The organism is Microbacterium sp. (assembly GCF_031179285.1).
GTDB lineage: Bacteria > Actinomycetota > Actinomycetes > Actinomycetales > Microbacteriaceae > Microbacterium.
Genome location: NZ_JAPSHY010000008.1, coordinates 17,758 through 39,496 on the forward strand (window position 1 = coordinate 17,758; position 21,739 = coordinate 39,496).

11 protein-coding genes and 1 tRNA gene are annotated in these 21,739 nt (G+C 69.8%); 8 read left to right on the top strand and 4 right to left on the bottom strand.

What is annotated here, in order from left to right; genetic code table 11:
* Window positions 1-77 precede the first annotated feature (77 nt).
* Together RIN18_RS06850 and RIN18_RS06855 are read left to right on the top strand one after the other, a co-directional pair.
* Window positions 78-3,317, top strand: a complete 3,240-nt coding sequence (locus tag RIN18_RS06850) for an ATP-dependent DNA helicase (RefSeq protein WP_309103209.1) — start codon at window positions 78-80, stop codon at window positions 3,315-3,317.
* The gene (locus RIN18_RS06855) at window positions 3,314-6,889 is read left to right on the top strand and encodes an ATP-dependent DNA helicase (protein ID WP_309103210.1); all 3,576 of its coding nucleotides are present in this window, start codon (window positions 3,314-3,316) and stop codon (window positions 6,887-6,889) included. The genes RIN18_RS06850 and RIN18_RS06855 overlap by 4 nt, the downstream gene beginning before the upstream one ends.
* Here RIN18_RS06855 and RIN18_RS06860 read toward each other — a convergent pair.
* Window positions 6,835-8,208, bottom strand: coding sequence for a hypothetical protein (locus RIN18_RS06860; RefSeq protein WP_309103211.1), 1,374 nt, complete (start codon window positions 8,206-8,208; stop codon window positions 6,835-6,837). The genes RIN18_RS06855 and RIN18_RS06860 overlap by 55 nt on opposite strands.
* A 64-nt stretch (window positions 8,209-8,272) precedes the next feature.
* Between RIN18_RS06860 and nudC the strand changes: the two genes are divergently transcribed.
* A complete protein-coding gene (nudC, locus tag RIN18_RS06865) occupies window positions 8,273-9,286 on the top strand; it encodes an NAD(+) diphosphatase (RefSeq protein ID WP_309103212.1) in 1,014 nt (337 codons plus the stop codon).
* Window positions 9,283-11,028 (top strand): ATP-dependent helicase, encoded by a 1,746-nt coding sequence (locus RIN18_RS06870; RefSeq protein WP_309103213.1) that lies wholly within the window; start codon window positions 9,283-9,285, stop codon window positions 11,026-11,028. The genes nudC and RIN18_RS06870 overlap by 4 nt, the downstream gene beginning before the upstream one ends.
* An 855-nt stretch (window positions 11,029-11,883) precedes the next feature.
* Here RIN18_RS06870 and RIN18_RS06875 read toward each other — a convergent pair.
* Window positions 11,884-13,335, bottom strand: a complete 1,452-nt coding sequence (locus tag RIN18_RS06875) for a zinc-dependent metalloprotease (RefSeq protein WP_309103214.1) — start codon at window positions 13,333-13,335, stop codon at window positions 11,884-11,886.
* Between the two features lie 118 nt (window positions 13,336-13,453).
* Here RIN18_RS06875 and RIN18_RS06880 point away from each other — a divergent pair, with 118 nt between their 5' ends.
* Window positions 13,454-14,539 carry a PDZ domain-containing protein gene (locus tag RIN18_RS06880; protein WP_375163504.1) on the top strand — a complete coding sequence of 362 codons (1,086 nt, stop codon included), beginning with the start codon at window positions 13,454-13,456 and terminating at the stop codon, window positions 14,537-14,539.
* Between the two features lie 98 nt (window positions 14,540-14,637).
* A complete protein-coding gene (locus tag RIN18_RS06885; RefSeq protein WP_309103216.1) occupies window positions 14,638-17,553 on the top strand; it encodes a UPF0182 family protein in 2,916 nt (971 codons plus the stop codon).
* A 137-nt stretch (window positions 17,554-17,690) separates the two neighbouring features.
* On the opposite strand, the gene RIN18_RS06890 is transcribed toward RIN18_RS06885, so the two are convergent.
* Window positions 17,691-17,764, bottom strand: a tRNA-Met gene (locus tag RIN18_RS06890).
* A gap of 89 nt (window positions 17,765-17,853) precedes the next feature.
* Between RIN18_RS06890 and RIN18_RS06895 the strand changes: the two genes are divergently transcribed.
* Window positions 17,854-18,660, top strand: a complete 807-nt coding sequence (locus RIN18_RS06895) for a carbon-nitrogen hydrolase family protein (RefSeq protein WP_309103217.1) — start codon at window positions 17,854-17,856, stop codon at window positions 18,658-18,660.
* Window positions 18,661-18,847: 187 nt separating this feature from the next.
* Here the strand turns inward: RIN18_RS06895 and RIN18_RS06900 are convergent, their stop codons facing one another.
* Window positions 18,848-20,050 (bottom strand): aminotransferase class I/II-fold pyridoxal phosphate-dependent enzyme, encoded by a 1,203-nt coding sequence (locus RIN18_RS06900; protein WP_309103218.1) that lies wholly within the window; start codon window positions 20,048-20,050, stop codon window positions 18,848-18,850.
* 98 nt (window positions 20,051-20,148) lie between these two features.
* On the opposite strand from RIN18_RS06900, the gene RIN18_RS06905 reads away from it, so the two are divergent.
* Window positions 20,149-21,717: a trypsin-like peptidase domain-containing protein gene (locus RIN18_RS06905; RefSeq protein WP_309103219.1), complete on the top strand. Its 1,569-nt coding sequence runs from the start codon at window positions 20,149-20,151 to the stop codon at window positions 21,715-21,717.
* Window positions 21,718-21,739: the final 22 nt, after the last annotated feature.

Below are 21,739 nucleotides of genomic sequence, written 5' to 3' on the forward strand. Positions count from 1 at the left end.
GAGCGCACAGCCGTCCGGATCGCGCGCGCAGCATCCGGCAGCGGGGCGATGTCGGTTCATCCGGCTAGCGTGGAAGCATGACAGAGGATGCTGCGCAGCGAGCCGTGGTCGGCGCCGTCGCGATGGCATCCGGCGTCATCATCGGCGCGCCCGGCACCGGCAAGACCCGCACCCTCACCGACCGGGTCGTTCACCTGCTGGGCGATGAGCGGATGCGCCCAGAGGAGGTTCTGGTGCTCACTCCGAGCCGACAGGCCGCCACGGCGCTGCGCGACCGCATCGGTGTGCGCGTCGATCAGGCCACCCCCGGGCCGCTGGCGCGATCGCTCGGCTCGTTCGCCTTCCAGCTGGTGCGCGGCGCGATGGTGCGAGCCGGAGCCGAACCACCGGCTCTGCTCACCGGCGCCGATCAGGACCGCATCATCGCCGAACTGCTCGCGGGCGACGCAGAAGACGCTCGCGTCCCGTGGCCGGAGACGCTCAGTGCCTCGGTGCGCGCGTCCAAGGGTTTCCGCTCCGAGTTGCGCGCCTTTCTCGCCGAGTGCACGGAGCTGGGCGTCCGTCCTGACGAACTCCGAGCGTCGGGCGACGACGTGTGGGCAGCGACCGCGGAGTTCCTCGTGGAGTATCGATCCGTGCTCGATGCGCTGCGGTTCGCGCATCGGGACGCCGCCGACCTGCTCAGTGAAGCGTGCGCGATCCTGCAGACGGCCGATGCGGCGACCCTCGGCCCCTTGGCACCGCTGCGGGTCGTGCTCATCGACGACGCCCAAGAACTCACGAGAGGCGGCATCGCGGTGGTCAGGGCGCTGCGCGCCCGCGGGATCGCCGTGCTCGCCTTCGGTGATCCCGACATCTCCTCCGGCGCGTTCCGTGGCGCGAGCCCTGAACTGTTCGCGCAGCTGGCCGGCGCACTGGGAGAGGTGTACGTCCTCGACGCTCCCCACCGGCAGCAACCAGCCCTCACAGCGCTCACCAGGACGGTGACGCAGGCGATCGGCGTGGCAGGGCGCGTCGAGCACCGTCGCGCACCGGGCACGACGGCGGATGTCGAGACGGGCGCGGAGCGGGAGAGCGCCGTGACCACCTTCCTCGCGCCGTCTCCCCATGAGGAGCTGGACCGGATCGCGGGGGTGATGCGCGAGTGGCATCTCACCGCCGGGATCGATTGGGACAGGATGGCGGTCATCGCCCATGACACCCGGCAGGTGACGCAACTCGAGACGGAGCTCGCCGCACGCGAGGTCCCGACACGGGCCGCCGGGGTGCAGCGACCGCTCGGCACAGAGGGCATCGTCCGAGACATCGTCGGCATCGTCCGTCTCGCACTCACCCCGATGAACGAGCGCACACCGCAAGCCTGGGAAGAGGCGATGCGCACGCCGTTCGGAGGGATGGACGCGATCGGGCTGAGACGGTTGCGTGCACGTCTGCGCCACATCGAGCTCGAGCACGGCGGCGCGACGCCGGCGCGCGAGCTGCTGCGCATGGCGATGTCGAATCCCACGCATCTCACGCTGATCGACGCCCCGGAATCGCGCACGGCCGCCCGCTTCGCGGAGACCGTGGAAGCAGTGGCCGTGGGCGCCGCACGCGGAGAGACCATCCATGATCTGCTGTGGCGCGTGTGGGATCAGGCTCGCGCCGTCGACGGGCGTCGTCTGCACGTCGCCTGGCGCGAGATGTCGTTGCAGCCGGCCGGGGCGGAGACTGCTCGGGCGCTCGATGCCCTCGTCTCGCTGTTCGATGCGGCCAAGCGTTTCGTCGAGCGCATGCCTAACGAGAGGCCTGACGTCTTCGTGCGCGACATCCTCGACAGCGAGGTGCCGGAGGACTCGCTCTCGACGCCTGACCGGCCGGGGCGCGTCACACTGCTCACGCCGGCGACGGCGCTCGGCACCGAGTTCGACGCGGTGGTCGTCGCCGGGGTGCAGGACGGGGTCTGGCCGAATCTGCGGCTGCGCGGCGGGATGCTTCAGACATGGCGGCTCGCAGACGCGATGATCGCAGCGAGGGCCGGTTCGCGCGCCGAGGTGCCGGGAGTTCTCGACCGACGCCGCGCTGCGCTGCACGACGAGCTGCGGCTCTTCGTGCGCGCGATCTCGAGAGCTCGCGATCGCCTTCTCATCACGGCGGTCGATGACGATGACCTGACGCCGAGCCCGTTCTTTGCGTTTCTTCCGGCCCCGGAGCCGCCGGAGAAGCATGCCTCCGCCGAGCATCCGCTCACCCTTCGAGGCTTAGTAGCCAGGCATCGCCGCGCACTGACGACGTCGCGTGCGGAGGCCGTGCGTCGCGAGGCCGCTGCCCAGCTCGCGGTGCTCGCGCGCGAGGGCGTGCCAGGAGCGGATCCCGGTGAGTGGTACGGCATCACTCCGGTCTCGACCGATGCCCCGCTGCGAGACCTCGCCGTCGAGGGCGCGCGCGTCTCCCCGTCGAAGATGGAGTCGTACGAGGAGTGCGGTCTGAACTGGGTGGTCTCGGCACTCGGCGGCGACACCGTGATGCCCCCGACCGCCGGTATCGGCACCATCGTCCATGAGGCGATGGAGAAGGTGCCGGACGGTGACCTCGAACGGATGCGCGCCGTCGTTGCCGAGCACTGGCCCGAGCTCGATTTCGAGACGGAGTGGATCGGGCGCAAGGAGCGGCGGCGTGCCGACCTGTTCGTCGACCGGCTGCATTCGTATCTCGGCGAGGTGCGCACGGACAACGGTCGCGTGCTGGGCAGCGAAGCGCGTTTCGATTTCGCGGTCGCGCTCCCGCCTCCGGGGGAGGATGACGCCGTGCCGGAGGTGCATCCCGCCGACGCCGATGACATCGGTCCGCGCGCGATCGTCAGCGGGTACATCGACCGGATCGAGGCTTACCCGCGGGGCGCTGGCGAGCACGCGGCGGCGCGGGGACGCGGCTGGCAGGCGATGTCGGGTGCTGCGGACGGTGAGAGAGTCGTCGTCGTGGACCTGAAGACGGGAAAGAGCGGTCCGGAGTCCGATTCGGCTGTGCTCGAGCATGCGCAACTCGCCGCCTACCAGATCGCCGTGCAGGAGGGCCTGATCGAGGGAGCCCACCCGGGAGCTCTCGCGGGGGCGAGGCTCGTGATCGTGTCGAAGACCCTGGCCAAGAGCGACTACCGCGTCGCGCACCAGCACACGCTCGACGACGAGGCCCGCGCCGCGTTCCTGCGCCGAGTGGCGGAGGCCGCCCGCGGGATGTCGGCGTCGAGCTTCACAGCGCAGGTCGAGTCGCACTGCGCCGACACGCAGCGACGCGTCTATCCCTGCCGCATCCACACGGTGCCGGCGGTGAGTGCATGACGGGCGCTGCCCTATCCGGCGTCGCCGACGCGCTCGGGACGAATCCGGCGGAAAGCGGCCTCGACTGGAGTGGACGACTCGGCATCTCCGCGACCGACATCGCGTCCGCCCTCGGCCTGCCGGCGCCGACGGCGGCGCAGCAGGAGGTGATCGAGGCGCCGCCGGTGCCCGCGCTCGTCGTGGCAGGAGCCGGCAGCGGCAAGACCGAGACGATGTCAGCCCGCGTGGTCTGGCTCGTCGCCAACGGGCACGTGCGTCGCGAGGAGATCCTCGGTCTCACCTTCACCCGCAAGGCGGCCGGCGAACTCGCCGAACGCATCGGCGCACGTCTCGCGGTGGTCGATGAGTTCGGCCGCCGCGGCCTGCTGCCGCATCTGCCGGAGATCGTGCGGTCGAGGGCGTTGCGGCGGATCGACGAGGCGGCACCGGGGCGTCAGCGCGAACTCATCAGAGCGCAAGTTCTCGACGAACTCGCGGCACGGCTGGGCACCGGCTGGGATCCGCGGCAACCGCGCACCGCCGAGGAACTCATGATCCGCCCGCGGGTGTCGACGTACAACGCCTTCGCCGACGGCATCGTGCGTGAGCACGCGGCGCGGATCGGGCGCGACCCCGACGTCGCGATGCTCAGCCAGGCGGCGTCGTGGATGCTGGCGCGCGAGGTCGTGTTGCGGTCCGACCTGCCCGAGCTGGAAGACATCGATTACGCGCTGGGGACCGTCATCGACGCGGTGCAGCGCTTGGCGGGGGAGGCACTCGATCACCGAGTGGACCTCGATCGTGCGGTTCGCCTCGCCCACGATCAGGCCCGCGCCCTCGAGCCCTACCGTGGCAACGCCGATGTCGACAAGGCGGCGACGAACCTGTTGAGCCTGTCGACCCTCGCGCACCTCGTGCGGCAGTACATCGGTGAGAAGGAGCGCCGCGGGGTGCTGGATTTCGCCGATCAGGTCAGCGGCGCCTACGACATCGTGGAGTCGGCTTCCGACGTGCGTGCAGAGCTGCGCGAACAGCACCGGGTCGTGCTGCTGGACGAGTATCAGGACACGTCGGTGATCCAGACGCGCTTCCTGGCTGAGCTCTTCCGCGACTCGGCCGTCATGGCGGTGGGAGACCCGCACCAATCGATCTACGGCTGGCGGGGGGCGAGCGCAGACAACCTCTATGCCTTCTCCGCGGCGTTCGCGACTGCCGCCTCGGCGCGCACGTACAGCCTGATGACGAGTTGGCGCAACGACCGGATCATCCTCGACATCGCGAACCGGACGCTTCAGCCGCTGCAGCGTCCCGGACTCGACGTGCCACCCCTCGAGCCTCGACCGGGCGCCGCAGTCGGGACCGCCGATGTCCGGTTCGCGTTCACCGTCGACGATGAGGCCGCAGCGGTCGCGACCTGGTTCGCAGAACGCCGCGCCGACCACGACCCGGTGTCTGCCGGCAGGCCACATACCGGCGCCATCCTGTTCCGATCGAAGCGGCATATGCAGACCTTCGCGGCGGCGCTCGCGGCGCGCGGCATCCCGCATCGGATCCTCGGGCTCGGCGGACTGCTGACGACTCCCGAGGTCGTCGACGTCGTCTCGACACTGCGCGTCGTCCACGATCCCACCGCCGGGTCCGCCTTGATCCGGCTGCTCACGGGGCCGCGATTCGGCGTCGGCGTGGCAGACATGGCCGCGCTCTACGACCTCGGACGCACCATCGCCGAGCGGGACTCGGCCATGGCGCCCCTGCCGGACGAGGTGCGGGAGCGGCTGCGATCGTCGCGCGGTGCAGACGAGGCGATCTCGATCATCGACGCGGTCGACGTCGTGCGCGCCGTGCGCGACGACTATCGACTGCTCGAGGGCATCTCACCGGAGGGACGAGCGCGGATCAGAGCGGCGGGAGAGATGCTCGAACGACTCCGCCGCGCTTCATCGCAGCCGATCCCCGAGCTGGTCCGGCTCGTCGAGCTGGAGCTGCGGCTCGACATCGAACTGGCCGCGAACGAGACCAGGGGGCCGGCGCGCGTGGCCGCCACGCAGCTGCGGGCCTTCTCCGACGAGGTGCGGGCCTTCCTCGCCGCCGACGAGCGCGGATCGATCGGCAGTCTGCTCGCCTGGCTCGACAAGGCCGAGAGCACCGACGAGCTGATGCCGCGTCCCGAGCCGCCCGAGCCGGGCGTCGTGCAGCTGCTGACCATCCACGGCTCGAAGGGCCTGGAATGGGATGCTGTCGCCGTCGTCCGGCTCGTCGCCGACGAGCTGCCGAGCCGCGTGTCCGACACATCGGGCTGGTTCGGCTTCGGGGTCGTGCCGTTCGCACTCCGAGGTGACCGCGATGCGCTGCCGCGTTTCGAATGGGACCCTGCCGCAGCGATCGGCGATGAGACCGATCCGGCGAAACGTCAGGCCCTCGCGCAGTCTTCGCTCTCGGGGGGCGTCTCGAAGTCGAACCCGCAGGGAGGTGCGCTGCGCCGATTCAAGGACTCCTACCGGGACTACCAGCAGCAGGAGGAGCGGCGCCTCGCCTACGTGGCGATCACGCGAGCCAGGAACGACCTGCTTCTCACCGGCGCGCATTGGGCGGGCCAGAAGTCGCCCCGGACGCCGAGTCCGTTCCTCATCGAGGCGATGGATGTGCTCGGACTCGATCCGGTCGAGGCCGTCGATCCGACCGAGAACCCGTACGAGGGTCCGGGGTCGACCGTCAGCTGGCCGCTTGATCCGCTCGGTGCTCGACGTGGCGCGGTGAGCGCCGCTGCAGCCGCGGTGCGCGACGCGGCGAGACTGGAACATGTCGAACCGTCGCCGGAGCTTGCTCGGCTGCTCGCGGAACGGGCGGCACGCCTGCGTGGCACCGACGCTGCGCCGCCGACGCGTGTGCCCGCCTCGCGGTTCAAGGACTACGTCACGGATTTCCGTGGCACGTTGTCATCGATCGTCCGGCCCATGCCGGAGCGCCCCTACCGCCAGACGCGCCTGGGAACGCTGTTTCATGCCTGGGTCGAACGCCGCTCCGAACTCGTCGGTGTGGGAACCCGCGTCGATGATGCGCTGTGGGAGGTCGACGACGATCTGGAAGGCGCCGACACGTCCTTCAGCGGCACTGGGGATGAAGTGGCGTCGTCCGCCGATGCCGCCGATCTCGCGCGGCTGCAGGAGACCTTCGAACGAAGCGAATGGGGAGGGTTGAAGCCGATCGCCGTCGAGATCGAGATCGACTTCGCGCTCGGTGCCTCCCTGACCTCCGGCGGGGGAGTCGGCGACCGAGAACCCGCCGTCGACCACCCGGGCAATATCGTCATCTGCAAGCTCGACGCCGTGTATCGCCGTGAGGATCGCGGCGGGCGGATCGAGATCGTGGACTGGAAGACGGGCAAGGCGCCGAGAACCGAGCAGGAGCGAGAGGAGCGGATGCTGCAGCTCGCTCTGTACCGACTCGCCTACCATCGGCGCTTCGGCGTGCCTCTGGAAGAGATCGATGTGGCGCTGTACTACGTCGCGGACGATCTCATCATCCGGGGAGACCGGGTCTATTCGGAGGAGGAGCTTCTCCAGCGCTGGAGCGCCGCGCGGGCCGCCCGCTGAGCCTCCTCGGAATCGGCCGCGCCGCCCGCGTCCTCGTCGCGATGGGCGATGCGCGGCTGGTGCTCGCCGTCCGTCGCCGTCTGATCGACGCCCGGGGCGGGAACGACTCCGGAGAGGTCCTCTGTGGCGAGATCGAGCATCTCTGCTCGGCGGGCGGACTGCGCATCCGTGTCGCCGGCGACAGCGTCGCCGGCGGTGTCTTGGGCCGTGTTGTCCGCGCCGCTGCCGAACGACGGGACGGCGCCGGTGGTATCCGCGCCGTGCCAGAGCTCGTCAGGATTGTATGCATCGGTGTGCATCGACGTGTCGACGGGTGCGGAAGCAGCCTCGGGAACCCGGTCGAGCGCGTCGAGCGCGGAGTCGACCCCGTGGCTTCTCGCGGCGACCACGCCGAGGTCGTCGGCACGGATTCCCTCTGCGAGGGCTTCGAGAAGCGCTGCGGCGTCATCGACGATGTCCGCGCGGCGCAAGGAATCGCCGTGCACCAGCCAGCGCGCGAATTCGAGCTCGGCGAGCAGCCGTGCCCTGACCTCGAGTGCCGCATCCGGGACCCGGTCGGCGGCACGTGCGTAGGAGGCCTGGACGTCGTCGGCGGCGTCGGGCGCCGCTGAGAGCCAGGCGAGGTCGACGGCCGGGTCGCCGACGGAGAGGCCGTGCCATCCGAGGAGTCCGATGACTTCGGGTCCGCGCTCCGGGTCGTCCTCGAAGAGGAAGGAGGTGGCCTGGACGCCGCCCAGCACGACGGCCGACTCGAAACGCCAGAGGTCGTCATCGGCCGTCGCGTCTCGCCAGCGCACCGTCAGCCGTCCGGGCACGCGCCCGGTCGCCGCGGCGGTGTCGATGAGACGTCGCAGCTCGTCGCGGCCCTCCTCCGCGGAGCGGGCGGGCAGTCCCGCTCCCCGGATGACGGAAGTGGGCAGCGCGTGGACGGCGGCGATCGCCGCGCCCATCGACTCGGCGGCTCCACGGCCGGGGGGAACGTGCGCTGCCTCGATCTGGAAACCCGGCAGCAGCTCGGTGACCAGAGCGTGACCGTCGCCGAGCCGCGTCTCGCCCACGTACTCCGGCGCGCGGAAGGGCAGCATCGCGCGGGCTCCGGCGGTGAGCGCGCGAAGCGCCAGGGCCTCGGCCGCGAGTTCGCGGGCCGCCTCGTCGTCATCCGCCACGCGGATCGCGAGCTCGCGGCCGTCGGCGAGCGAGGCCACGGCGGAGTCGAATCGGCCGTCTCCTGCGGCGGTCAACGGGCGTGCTCCCGTCACCTCCGCTCCGGGCAGTGCGGCCGTCACTGCCGCGGCTAGAGTGAATGGAGAGCGTGCCATGCCCTAAGGGTAGGTCGGCACAGGGGCGGTCCCGCCTCCGCCACGCCCGTGAGAGAGGGAGTCGATGAGCGTCCAGCGTCCTGCCCTCGACCGAGCAGCCGAACTCCGCGACGAGATCGGTATTCTCGATCGGCTGCGCGCCGAGTCGGACACCCGGGTGCTCGTCGTCAGGGACGGCCGCGTCCGTGTCGCTCCCGCCCGGGGCGGGGGAGCCCGGGGTCTCGACACCGACGCGTCCCGAATCCCGGGAGCAACGTCGCCGTCTCGGCGTGTCGAGGGGCGACACGCCGACGCGAGCGCCGGTCGTCCTGGACCCGGCACCGAGAAGCCGGTGACTCTGCTCCTCGTGTCTCCCTCGGACATCGACGACGCCACCTGGGCGCTGCTCGGTCGTGACGCCACCGGTGCCGCGCTCCTGCTCGCCGTGCCGCCGGACGCGGACCCCGCAGAGCCAGGGCCGACGGATACCTGGCTGGGACTGCGCGACATCGGCGGGAGGATGGATGCCGCCGACGGCGAGTTGCTCGTCGAAGCGATAGCGCTCGCCGGCTGGCTCCGCGACGCTCCCTTCTGCCCTGCCTGCGGCGGGGCGACGGAGCTTCGTCAGGCCGGCTGGTCCCGGCGGTGCCTCGCCTGTGGCAAGGAGCATTTCCCGCGGACCGATCCCGCTGTCATCGTCGCTGTCGAGAGCGCAGACGGAGAAAGACTGCTGCTCGGCGCCAACGCGAACTGGGGTGGCCGGATGTACAGCTGCTTCGCCGGTTTCGTCGAGGCCGGCGAGACGCTCGAATCGACCGTGCACCGGGAGATTGAGGAGGAGGCGGGCGTGCGGCTCGCCGCCGTGCGCCACGTGTCGTCGCAGGCATGGCCGTACCCCCGCTCGCTGATGATCGGGTTCCGCGCCGTCGTCGAGGACGAGTCCGCAGCGCGGGCCGACGGCGAGGAGATCATCGACGTCCGCTGGTTCACCAGAGCTGAGATCGGCACGGCGCTGCTCGGCGACGGACCCGTGGGCCTGCCGGGGCTCGCGTCGATCGCCAGAGCGCTGATCCGCGAGTGGTACGAGGAACACACGTGAGCGCGCCGGAAGCGGTCGGCTCCGCGGCACTGGCGGCGCTTGACGAGCGGCAGCGTGAGGCGGCATCCGTGCTGCGCGGGCCGGTGGCGGTACTCGCAGGCGCCGGCACCGGGAAGACCCGCGTGATCACGCACCGGATCGCTCATGGGGTGGACACCGGAGCGTATTCGCCGTCGCGCGTGATGGCGGTGACGTTCACGGCGAAGGCCGCAGGAGAACTGCGCGGCCGGCTTCGCGCGCTGGGCGTCGAGGGAGTCGCTGCCCGCACGTTTCACGCGGCGGCCCTCGCGCAGCTGAACTTCTTCTGGCCGACGCTGGCCGGGTCGCCTGCCCCCTCGATCATCGACAACAAGGTGCGCATGCTGGGTCAGGCGGCCGACGGGCTGCGGATGCGTCCGAATACGGCGACGCTCAGAGACATCGCCTCGGAGATCGAGTGGCGCAAGGTTTCGATGCTGTCGATCGAACAGCATGCGGCTCTCGGCCGCACGGTGAGCGGTGTCGACAGCACGCAACTGGTGGAGCTTCAGCGCGCCTATGAGGCTCTGAAGGACGAGCGGAGACAGCTCGACTTCGAAGACGTGCTCCTGGCGTGCGCGGGCATGCTGGAAGCGGAGCCGCGAGTGGCGGCAGCCATCCACGAGCAGTACCGTCACTTCACGGTCGACGAGTTCCAGGACGTCTCCCCGCTGCAGAACCGGCTCCTGGAGCTGTGGCTCGGTGACCGCCGCGACATCTGCGTCGTCGGTGACGCCAGCCAGACCATCTACTCCTTCGCCGGCGCAGAGCAGCGGTTCCTGCTGGAGTTCGAGCGCCGGTACCCCGACGCGACCGTGGTGCGGCTGGAGACCAACTATCGCTCCCAGGCGCCGATCCTCGCCGCCGCCAACGCGCTGATGCGCGGGCGGCCGGGTGCGCTGGAGTTGGTCCCGGCGCGCGATTCATTCTCGGCGGATGCCCCCACCGTGACCGCTTACGACACCGAGACCGACGAGGCCGCGGGTGTCGCCGCCGCGGTCGCGGCGCAGATCGCCGCCGGAGCTTCCCCATCCGACATCGCCGTGCTGTACCGCGCGCACGCGCAATCGGCCGCCCTGCAGCAGGCGCTGGCCGCGGCGGGGATCGCCACCACCGTGCTGGGCGGCACCCGGTTCTTCGCGATGCCGGAGGTGCGGCAGGCCATCTTGGCGCTCCGGGGCGCAGCGGTCGCCCCGACGGAACGCGACTTCCTGGGTAATGTGCACAAGGTCCTCCGCGAACTCGGTCTCTCCGAGGAGCCGCCGGCGGCTGGAGGCGCTCAGCGTGACGGCTGGGAGGCGCGTCGGGCGATCCTGCGGCTGGCTGAGGAAGCCGGCCCCGACGCCACCTTGCGCTCGTTCAGCGATGCACTGATGGCCAGGGCGAAGGACCAGCACGAACCGACCATGCGCACGGTCACCATGTCGACCCTCCACGCCGCGAAGGGGCTGGAGTGGCCTCACGTGCACCTGACCGGATGGGCGGAGGGGGCTCTGCCGATCTCGTACGCGACGACGTTCGAGGCCATCGATGAGGAGCGCCGTCTCGCCTACGTCGGCGTCACGCGGGCCGCGCGAACGCTGTCACTGTCGTGGTCGCGCGCGGCAGGGCGAGGGGAGCGGGCGCCGTCGCGCTTTCTCGCTGAGATGGGAACGACTGCTCGCGGCACCGGCATTCTGCGTGAAACCTCACCGAACGCCGCTCGCGGACGCCGTCCGCGCTGATCTCGACGATCGTCGCGCCCTCACGCTCGGGCGCCGTCATGACCCGGGCGGCGAGGAACGCGGCTTCGGCGACGCGGACCGACGTCAGCGCACCGCCGTCGCGCCCGATCAGCTGAGCGTGCAGCCGTGGCCATGCCGGATCGGCGTCGCGCTCATGACCGTCCCTGCAGGCGAGGCACGGTGTCTCACCGGGGATGACCAGCGGACCGACGGTGATGCGCCCGCGCTCGAAGGCGACGGGCAGGTGTGCGACGTCCTCCCGGAGATACGGAGCGAACTGCAGCGCTGCGGCCGCGCCCTGAACGAGGATCACCCCGATCGCGCCCCGCGCGGAACGTATGCCGGTCGGAACACCCTCGTCGGCCAGGGCCTCCCGCATCCGGTAGTCGCTTCGGGCATCGGTCACGTTCAGGCCCTCGACCCACGCGGCAGGCCGCGCCGGCGGATCGTCGATGAGAAGAGGCTCGAGGCGGCGCATCAGAGCGCGTGCGTCGCTGCGGGGCGCACCGGCCGCGTGGGCGATCACATCGAACGCGCGGCGGGAAAACCCATCCACCATGCGCAGGAGGAGGGGTTCGACCCAGTCTCCGACGATCTCGATGCGGACGCGCCCATCGACCCCGAGCTGGAGTGTGTGTTCGTCGCGCCAGAGCAGGGGAGCGGCGGGATCGAGCCGCGTGATGGTCTTCGGAGAGGGCGGAGGCATGTCCCGATTCTCGGGAGATCTCGCTGTGTCCGGGGGCGAGGACGACGCATCCGTGGAGAAGTCCAGACCGCGGGCCTCATGGGGAGGACGAGTGATGCCCCGCCACCCGGGGCGCGAGCGGTGCCCGCGCGCGACGCGGCCGACCGTGCTCAGACCGGCCGGTCGCCTCCGGGACCCCCGTCGTCGTCGGCATCCGAGCTGCCGGCGTCCGGGTCACCGTCGGCGGTGCCGGAACCGTCGGTGTCACCAGGGCCGGCATCCACACCCTCGCCCGAGAAGTCGTCGCCGTCCAGCAGGCGAGCGAGAGCCTCGTCGAACTCGTCGACAACCGGCTGCTCACCGCGAGCGACAGCCTGCAGGCGAGCGACGAGTCCGCTCGGATCGTCGATGTCCTCGGCCGTCGGCATGAGGTCCGGGTAGTCCCAGAGCGCATCACGACCGGCGGTGCCGACGGCATCCGTCACCGCCTGCCACATCGCCGCGGCCTCCCGCATCCTGCGCGGTCGCAGTTTCAGCCCCACCAGGGCGCCGAGGGCATCCTCGGCGGGCCCGCCGACGGCGCGGCGGCGGCGAGCGGCCTCGGCGATGCGCGGGCCGTCCGGCAGGCGCGCGGTCGCCTGAGCGGTGACGACATCGACCCAGCCGTCGATCGTCGCGACGAGGTTCTCGAGCCGTTCCAGGGCCTCACGCTGCGCGTCGGTCTGCGCGGGCAGCAGCGCACCGCCCTCGATCGCCGCTCGGAGCTCTTCGGGGTTGGACGGGTCGAGACGGCTCGCGACGTCCTCGAGCGCGTCGACGTCGACGGTGACCCCGCGGGCGAAGTCGGTGATCTGCGCCATGACGTGCAGGTGCAGCCACTTGGCGTGGCGGTACAGCCGGGCGTAGGCGAGCTCGCGGGTCGCCAGGTACAGCGCGATCTGGTCCTCGGGGATCTCCAGCCCCGCACCGAAGTCGGCGAGGTTCTGCGGGATCACGGCTGCGGTTCCGGCCGGCAGCACGGGGATGCCGACGTCGCCGCCGGAGACCACCTCGAGCGAGAGATTGCCCAGCACCTGCCCGAACTGCGCTGCGAACACCGAGCCGCCGAGCCCGCGCATGAGCTTTCCCGCTCCCTGCACGAGGTCGCGCATCTCCTCGGGGACCTGCGTGTCCAGCGCACTGGTGAGGGCATCGGCGATGCTCGTCGACACGGGGTCGGCGATCTCCTTCCACACCGGAAGGGTCGCCTGCACCCACTCGCCGCGCGTCATCGCCCGCGGCGTCTCGGAGAGTTCCGAGATCGTCGTCGCCTCACCCAGCCACAGATCAGCGAGCGCGAACGCGTCGACGAGAGAGGTCTGGGACCCCGCCGAGATGCTCTGACCGTCGCGATTCGCGATGTGCAGGGCCTGGCGCAGCGCGCTCTCCCAGGCGTCGCCGCCGAAGGCGCTCTGCAGCTGCGACATGATCGTCGACATCATCGCGGGGTCCAGCTGGAACCCCTCCATGCCCTCGAAGGCGCCCCGGAGCGCCTCGGGGTCGATGTCTCCGGCGCCCTGCCCGGACAGCATCCGTCGCAGGAACTCCTGGAAGTCCTCAGGTGTGGGGTCGTTGTCTGCCATGTCGATCGCCCTCTCAGCACGCCGATAGCCGTGGGATCTACGCTAGTTGCAGGATTCTGCACGCGACCCCGCCGCGGACAGATCGCTGTACGCCGCTCGCGAACGACGGAGGATCACTGTGCAACGGACCGGCCCGCTGAAGGTGGGAGTGGGCGTCTGGGCTCTGCTCGTCGCGCTGGTCGCTCTCGTCGTGCTCACCTTCCTGCCGACGCCGTACGTCATCCAGCGTCCTGGCCCCGTGTACGACACGCTCGGCACCGCGGCGACCGAGAACGGCGAAGAGGTCCCGCTCATCCGGATCGAGGGGGCTGAGACGTTCGAGACGGCGGGAACCCTGGACCTCACCACCGTCCAGGTCGTCGGAAACCGTGAGCGCACCCCCAGCTGGTTCGAGCTCGCGCTGGCATGGACGGACTCGTCGCGCGCCGTCGTGCCGCTGGAGTCGGTCTTCCCCGAAGGGGTCACGAGCGAACAACGCGATGAGCGCAATGCGGTGTTGATGGTGGACTCGCAGCATGAGGCCACCGCCGCCGCCCTCGGCGAACTCGGATACGACACCGGTGCCCGGGTGCAGGTGGTCGAGGCCGTCGACGGCACCCCGTCCGAGGGACTCCTCGAGGCCGACGATGTGATCACCGCCATCGACGGCTCGCCCGTCACCTCCGCCAAGGTCCTGCGTCAGGCGATTCAGGATGCCGAGGGGGCGGAGGTCTCGCTGAGCGTCCTGCGCGGCGATGAGGAGCGCACGGTGTCGCTCACGCCGGAGAAGCACGTCGAGGGCGACGAGACGGTCTGGCTGATCGGCATCACGCTGCGGACCGACTACCACTTCCCGATCGACGTCACCATCCAGCTCGACAATGTCGGCGGACCGAGCGCCGGGATGATGTTCGCCCTCGGTATCGTCGACACCCTGACGCCTGGGGAGCTCAACGGCGGCGAGAGGATCGCCGGCACCGGCACGATCGAGGCGGACGGCACCGTCGGCCCGATCGGCGGCATCCGCCAGAAGCTCTACGGCGCCCAGAGCGCGGGGGCCGAGTTCTTCCTCGCGCCGGAATCGAACTGCGACGACGTCGTCGGTCACGTGCCCGACGGCCTGCAGGTGATCCGCACCGCGACGCTCGACGAGTCGCTCGCCGCCCTCGAGGTGATCGCGGAGGACGGCGATGTCGCGTCGCTGCCCACGTGCGGGACACCGTGACCGTCGGCGCCCGCCTCGATGAGATCGGGGCGCGCCCGTGACCGCGTCGTGACAGGGATGACAGCCCACCCATAGTCATGCGTGCCTAGGATGGGACCGTGACCACGACCTCTGCGCCGAATCCGGCCACGCCCCGAACGTCCCGACGGATCATCACCATCTCGCTGGTGATCATCGCTGCTCTGATCGCTGCCTTCTTCGTCTTCGCCTCGCTGTACACGGAGTTCCTCTGGTTCGACCAGGTGGGTTTCGCCGGCGTGCTGACCACTCAGTGGATCGCGACCGCGGTGATGTTCGTGGTGGGCTTCCTCGGAATGGCGGTTCCGCTGTTCCTGACGATCCAGCTCGCTTACCGGCTGCGTCCGGTGTACGTGCGGCTGAGCTCGCAGCTCGACCGGTACCAGGAGGTCATCGAGCCGCTGCGGCGCCTGGCCATGTGGGGCATGCCCATCTTCTTCGGACTCTTCGCCGGATTCTCCGCGTCGAGCCAGTGGAAGACGGTCTGGCTCTGGGCGAACGGCGTCGCGACCGAAACGCTCGACCCGCAGTTCGGTCTCGACACCGGCTTCTACATGTTCGCGATGCCGTTCTACTCGATTCTCTTGGCATACGTGTCGGCAGTGCTGCTGCTCTGCCTGCTCGTCACCGCCCTGGTGTCCTACCTGTACGGCTCGGTGCGCATCGGCCAGGGCGAACTGCGCATCTCCAAGCCCGCTCGCATCCAGCTCGCCGTGCTCGCCGGCCTCTACCTGTTGGTCCAGGCCGCGAGCCTGTGGCTCGACCGCTACAAGACGCTCGTCGCCGAGGACGACCGCATCACGGGTGCCGCGTACACCGGGGCGAACGCGACCATCCCGGGGCTGGCGATCCTCGCGATCCTGGCGGCCCTCGTCGCCGTCCTGTTCTTCGTGACCGCGGTGATCGGCCGCTGGCGTTTCCCGCTGGCCGCGACGGGGCTGCTGATCGTGGCATCGCTGGTCGTCGGCGTCGGATATCCCTGGGCGGTCAACACCTTCCAGGTGAAGCCGAACCAGAACGCCTACCAGGCCGAGTACTATCAGCGGAACATCGACGGGACCAAGGCGGCCTTCGGCGTCGACAACCTCGAGACGACGCCGTTCACTGCCGAGACCGACGCCGAGGCGGGGCAGCTGCGGGAGGACGCCGAGACCACGGCATCCATCCGCATCGTGGACCCGCAGGTGATCCCCCCGACCGTTCGTCAGCTCGAGCAGTACCGGGCCTACTACCAGTTCGGGGACACGCTCGACGTCGATCGCTACGAGGTCGACGGGCAGACCCAGGACACCGTCGTCGCCGTGCGCGAACTCGACATCAACCGGCTCGGTGACGGCGACAACTGGAACAACCGGGTCGCCGTCTACACCCACGGGTACGGACTCGTCGCCGCTGCGGGCAACCAGCGCACGAGTGACGGAGAGCCGGTGTTCCTCGAGCGCGGCATCCCGACGGCGGGGTTCCTGACTGAGACGGAGGAGTTCGAGCCGCGCGTGTACTTCGGTGAGACTTCGCCGGAGTACTCGATCGTGGGTGCGCCCAGCGGTGCCGACCCGGTCGAGATCGACTACCCGCGTGGGCAGGACGGCGCGAGCGAGACGAAGACGACGTTCGAAGGCGAGGGTGGGCCACACATCGGCAACACCTTCACGAAGCTGCTGTACGCGCTGAAGTTCCAGTCGGAGCAGATCCTCTTCTCGAACCTCGTGAACGAGGAGTCCCAGATCCTCTACGATCGGGATCCGCTGACCCGGGTGCAGAAGGTGGCACCGTACCTCGAGCTCGACAGCGACCCGTACCCGAGCGTCGTGGACGGCCGGATCGTCTGGATCGTCGACGGTTACACGACCAGCTCGACCTATCCGTACTCGACGAGCGTGAGCCTCTCCGACGCGATCGCGGATTCCAACGTCCCGACGCCGACGCTTGCGATCGACGACATCAACTACATCCGCAACTCCGTCAAGGCAACGGTCGACGCGTACGACGGCTCCGTCACCCTCTATGCCTGGGATGAGGAGGACCCGATCCTCAAGACCTGGCAGAAGGTCTACCCGTCCACGCTGAAACCGATCAGCGAGATGTCGGGAGAGCTGATGAGTCACGTGCGCTATCCGACCGACCTGTTCAAGGTGCAGCGAGACGTCCTCGGGGTCTACCACGTCGACACGGCGGGGTCCTTCGCTCAGCAGGACAACCGCTGGCAGACGCCGAACGACCCGCGAAGCGAGTCGATGCTGCAGCCGCCGTACTACCTGACGATGCAGATGCCCGGACAGGAGACTCCGCGGTTCTCGATGTTCTCGACGTTCATCCCATCGACCCAGGGCGAGGGGAACACCCGTGACGTGCTCATGGGGTACCTCGCGGTCGACTCGGATGCCGGCGCCGAAGCCGGCGTGAAGGCGGAGGGTTACGGGCAGCTTCGCATGCTCGAGATCAATGACGACACGACGGTCCCGGGTCCGGGACAGGTGCAGAACACGTACAACTCCGACACCGCGGTCGTGCCGCAACTGAATCTGCTGCAGCAGGGAGAGTCTGAGGTGCTGTACGGCAACCTGCTCACGCTCCCGGTCGGTGGCGGTCTGCTCTACGTGCAGCCGGTCTACGTGCAGTCCTCTGAAGGCACGCAGCTGCCCCGGCTGCAGAAGGTGCTGGTCGCGTTCGGTGACCAGGTGGCCTTCGAGGACACGCTCACCGAGGCGTTGAACACCCTGTTCGGCGGTGACGCGGGAGCGACCGGCGGTGACGAGGAGGTCGAACCGATCGATCCGGGCACGGAGGAGCCGGCAGATCCGGATGCCGGTGAGACGCCGAGCGAGCCGGCGACGCCGACCGATGATGAGGCGGCGGCACTCGCCGCGGCGCAGCAGGCACTCCTCGACCGCGAGACCGCGCTGAAGGCCGGCGATCTGACCAAGTTCGCCGAGGCTGACAAGCGCTTGACGGACGCCGTGAACCGTCTGCTCGAGCTGGAGGGTGTGGGGGAGTAGTCAGCCGCTGCACCGCGAACGGGCGTCTCCTTCGGGAGGCGCCCATTCGCGTCTTCGGAGCCCGTGGCGCGCGGCCCGCGAAGGTCGCGTGGGAAAGCAGAAGGCCCGGATCCTTGCGGATCCGGGCCTTCTTCTTGTTGCGGGGACAGGATTTGAACCTGCGACCTCCGGGTTATGAGCCCGGCGAGCTACCGAACTGCTCCACCCCGCGGCACAAGAGATAACTTATCACGGATGTCCGGGTGGTGGCCAATCGGGCGATGCGCGACCGCGACCTCACGCATGCGAGAAGATGGGGTGATGGTCGAGTCCTCCGCAGTGTCCGTCGCGGTCTGTCAGTTCGCGCCGTCCGCGTCCCGTCGGGACAACCGTGAGCGGATCGCCGCGCTCACCGCGACAGCCGTGTCGCGCGGCGCACGCCTCATCGTCTTCCCGGAGTACGCCAGCTACTTCGTCGATCCGATGGACGCGAGCCTCGCCGAGAACGCCGAGACGATCGACGGCGAGTTCGTCGCTGCGCTCATCGCGCTCGCGGCAGAGCACGGCGTGACCATCGTCGCGGGACTCACCGAACGCGCCGACGACGCCACGCGCGTGCGGAACGCGGTCGTGGCGGTCGATGCCGAGGGCGTCCGCGCCGTCTATCGGAAGCAGCACCTGTACGACGCGTTCGGCCAGGCCGAGTCCGACTGGGTCGAGTCGGGCGAGCTCGCCGCCGCCGTGTTCGACCTCGGCGGTATGCGCTTCGGGTTGATGACCTGCTACGACCTGCGCTTCCCCGAGGTCGCGCGCACCCTGATGGATGCCGGCGCCGACGCGCTGGTCGTCCCCGCCGAGTGGGTGCGGGGACCACTCAAAGAACATCACTGGACCACGCTGCTCGCCGCCCGAGCGATCGAGAGCACCGCATACGTCACGGCGGCGGACCACCCCGCCCCGATCGGCGTCGGCCACTCGCAGATCGTCGATCCGAACGGCGTCGTGCTCGCCGGCGTCGCGACCGGAGAGGGACTCGCTGTCGCGCACCTCGAGCGCGCCGTCATCGACCGGACGCGCGAGCTGAACCCGTCACTGCGTCTTCGCCGCTACGCCGTCGTCCCGCGCTGATCCGGGCAGGGCTGCGCCTTCACGTCGCCGGCGCCGGTACAGATGCACGACGAATGCACGGATGCAGGGGGACGCGCCGCGATTCTGTCCGGCATCCGTACCCGGGTCGTGCATCTGTGTCGACGCGGCCGCCCGGGCAGCGGGGGATAGCCCGCGGACCACGGATGCCGGATGCCGTGCGCCGCCCTCAGCGGGCGAGTGCGGCGAGACGGGCCGCTGCCTCCTCGAGCACCTCGACCCGCTTGCAGGCGGCGAAACGGACGAGGCCCGCGTATGCGGAGCGGTTGCCGGCTGACACGAACGCCGTGAGCGGGATCGCGACGACACCGGCGCGGTCGGGGAGTGCCCGGCAGAACGCCGCGGCATCCGCGCCGCCCAGCGCGCTGGCGTCGGCGACGGTGAAGTAGCCGCCCTGCGGGGGTGAAACCGCGAACCCGGCCGCCCGGAGGCCCGCACCGAGGATCTCGTGCTTGCGCGCGAGGGTCGCCGCTGCCTCAGCGAAATAGTCATCGCCGAGGCGCAGCCCCACCGCGATGGCCGGCTGGAACGGCGAGCCGTTCACGTACGTGAGGTACTGCTTGACGGTGAGCACGGCGGTGATGAGCTCGGCAGGCCCATGTATCCACCCGATCTTCCATCCGGTTGCGGAGAACGTCTTGCCCGCAGACGAGATCGTGAGCGTGCGCTCCGCGGCGCCGGGGAGCGTGGCGATCGGGGTGTGCGTGGCATGGAAGGCGAGATGCTCATACACCTCATCGGTGACGATGATCGCGTCATGCACGTTCGCCAGTCGCACGACCTCGGCCAGCACGTCCGGGCCGAAGACGGCTCCGGTGGGGTTGTGCGGGTCGTTCACGAGAATGATGCGGGTCCGATCGGTCACCGCCGCGGCGAGCTCGTCCAGATCGGGCCGGAAATCCGGCGCACGAAGGGGCACTGTGCGCAGACGGGCGCCGGCCAGCGCGACCGCGGCCGCGTAGGAGTCGTAGTACGGCTCGAAGACGACGACCTCATCTTCTGGCCCGTCGATCAGCGCCAGAAGCGAGGCGGTCAGGGCCTCGGTGGCGCCGGCGGTCACGATGACCTCCCGATCCGGATCCACCTCGAGACCGTAGAAGCGTCGCTGGTGCTCGCTGATCGCGGTGAGCAGATCCGGGATGCCGCGTCCCGGCGGATACTGGTTCGCGCCATCGGCGATCGCTCGGCGAGCAGCGTCCAGCACGTCGACGGGTCCGTCCTCATCGGGAAACCCTTGACCCAGATTCACTGCGCCGGTTCGGGCCGCTGCGGCCGACATCTCTGCGAAGATGGTGGGCGCGACCGATCCGTCTGCGGCAAGCAGGCCGGCTCCGGCCGCCGTGCGCCGCCATGCGCCGGGAATGACACTCATGAAGAACAGGCTAAGGCCATAGCGGAAACTCATCACGAGCATATGGAACGCACAGACTCGGGGCGCACTCTGAAGGGGCGTTGTTGAAGGAGCAGACCATGAACGAAGACAGCACCAAGGACCACCCGGCACCCGTCGTGCCGCCCACCCAGTCGGCAGACGCCGCCGCGACCCGAGCTGCGGAGGCTGCGGGGCGGGGGCATGACATGCCCCAGACGTTCACCTCCGCCCGAGCTCACACCGGAGTGCCGTTCGGTTCGCCCGGCGCATCTGCCGCTGGTCATACGTCGGCCGGTGCTGCCGCCGCTCCGGGTGGCGCAGCGCACGGGCCGAACCAGCCCGACGTCGCTCCGGCGGCATACGGGGCCGCGTTCGGGATTCCCGCAGCGACCGCCGGGGGCACCGCTGGTCCCGATTCCACCGGAGGTCACAGCGCCCCGACGTCGGACGCGGTGACCACCAAGGACAACAAGCCGCGCACCGGCGTGAAGGTCGCAGCGCTGTTCGTCGCCGCGGCCCTCGTCGGCGGCGCGGCCGGTGTCGGCTCGAGCGCGATCTGGGACGCCGTCGCCACGACGCCGTCGACGGGCGTCGCGTCCGGGCCCGAAACCATCACGGTGAACAATCCCGGCTCGGTGAACGAGACGACCGCGATCGCCGCGAAGGCTCTGCCGTCCGTCGTCACGATCGAGGTCGCCGGCACCAACCAGGCGGGAAGCGGATCCGGTGTCATCATCAGCGACGACGGCTACGTCCTCACCAACACGCATGTCGTCACGCTCGGTGGGGCGGCGGCTGACCCCGCGATCCGCGTCACCACGTCCGACGGGCGCATCTTCGACGCCACGATCGTCGGCACCGACCCGATCTACGATCTCGCCGTCATCAAGCTCGAAGGGGCGGAGGATCTCTCGCCCATCGAGTTCGCCGATTCGTCGAAGCTGAACGTCGGAGACACCGCCGTGGCGCTGGGCGCACCGCTGGGACTGGCCAACTCGGTCACGACGGGCATCGTCAGCGCACTGAACCGCAGCATCCAGATCGCCTCCTCCGCACTGCCCGATTCGTCGGCCGAAGACGCTCCGCAGGAGGAGACTCCCGAAGAGGGCGAAGGCGGGCCTTTCCAGTTCGACCTCCCCGGCTCCGGGCAGCAACAGGCCACCGAGACGATCTCGATCGCAGTCATCCAGACCGATGCCGCGATCAACCACGGCAACTCCGGAGGCGCGCTGGTCGACAGCAAGGGCGAACTCATCGGCATCAACGTCGCGATCGCGAGCGCCGGCGCATCGGAGGAGTCCGGGTCGATCGGACTCGGGTTCTCCATCCCGTCGAACATCGCCGAGCGCGTCGCCGATGAGATCATCGAGAACGGCGTCGCCAGTCACGGCCTGCTCGGTGCCTCGGTGCGCGACGCGGCCGCGGTCGAGGGCTCCGAGGTGTCCGGCGCATACATCGCCGAGGTCACCGGCGGCGGCGCGGCCGAAGCCGGGGGGCTGAAGGCCGATGACATCGTCACGGCGTTCAACGGCGTGCCGATCACCAGCGCGAGCGACCTGACCGCTCAGGTCCGCGCGGCGGCCGCGGGAAGCACGGCCACCGTCACCTATGTCCGCGACGGACGCGAGAACGAGATCGAGGTCACGCTCGGCGAGCTCGCCGGCTGATCGACGCGTCGAGCGGCCGCAC

Excerpts from the sequence above, each read along its gene's own strand:
- RIN18_RS06850 (WP_309103209.1), top strand. The coding sequence starts at position 78 with ATGACAGAGGATGCTGCGCAGCGAGCCGTGGTCGGCGCCGTCGCGATG.
- RIN18_RS06855 (WP_309103210.1), top strand. The coding sequence starts at position 3,314 with ATGACGGGCGCTGCCCTATCCGGCGTCGCCGACGCGCTCGGGACGAAT.
- RIN18_RS06860 (WP_309103211.1), bottom strand. The coding sequence starts at position 8,208 with ATGGCACGCTCTCCATTCACTCTAGCCGCGGCAGTGACGGCCGCACTG.
- nudC (WP_309103212.1), top strand. The coding sequence starts at position 8,273 with ATGAGCGTCCAGCGTCCTGCCCTCGACCGAGCAGCCGAACTCCGCGAC.
- RIN18_RS06875 (WP_309103214.1), bottom strand. The coding sequence starts at position 13,335 with ATGGCAGACAACGACCCCACACCTGAGGACTTCCAGGAGTTCCTGCGA.
- RIN18_RS06895 (WP_309103217.1), top strand. The coding sequence starts at position 17,854 with ATGGTCGAGTCCTCCGCAGTGTCCGTCGCGGTCTGTCAGTTCGCGCCG.
- RIN18_RS06900 (WP_309103218.1), bottom strand. The coding sequence starts at position 20,050 with ATGAGTGTCATTCCCGGCGCATGGCGGCGCACGGCGGCCGGAGCCGGC.
- RIN18_RS06905 (WP_309103219.1), top strand. The coding sequence starts at position 20,149 with ATGAACGAAGACAGCACCAAGGACCACCCGGCACCCGTCGTGCCGCCC.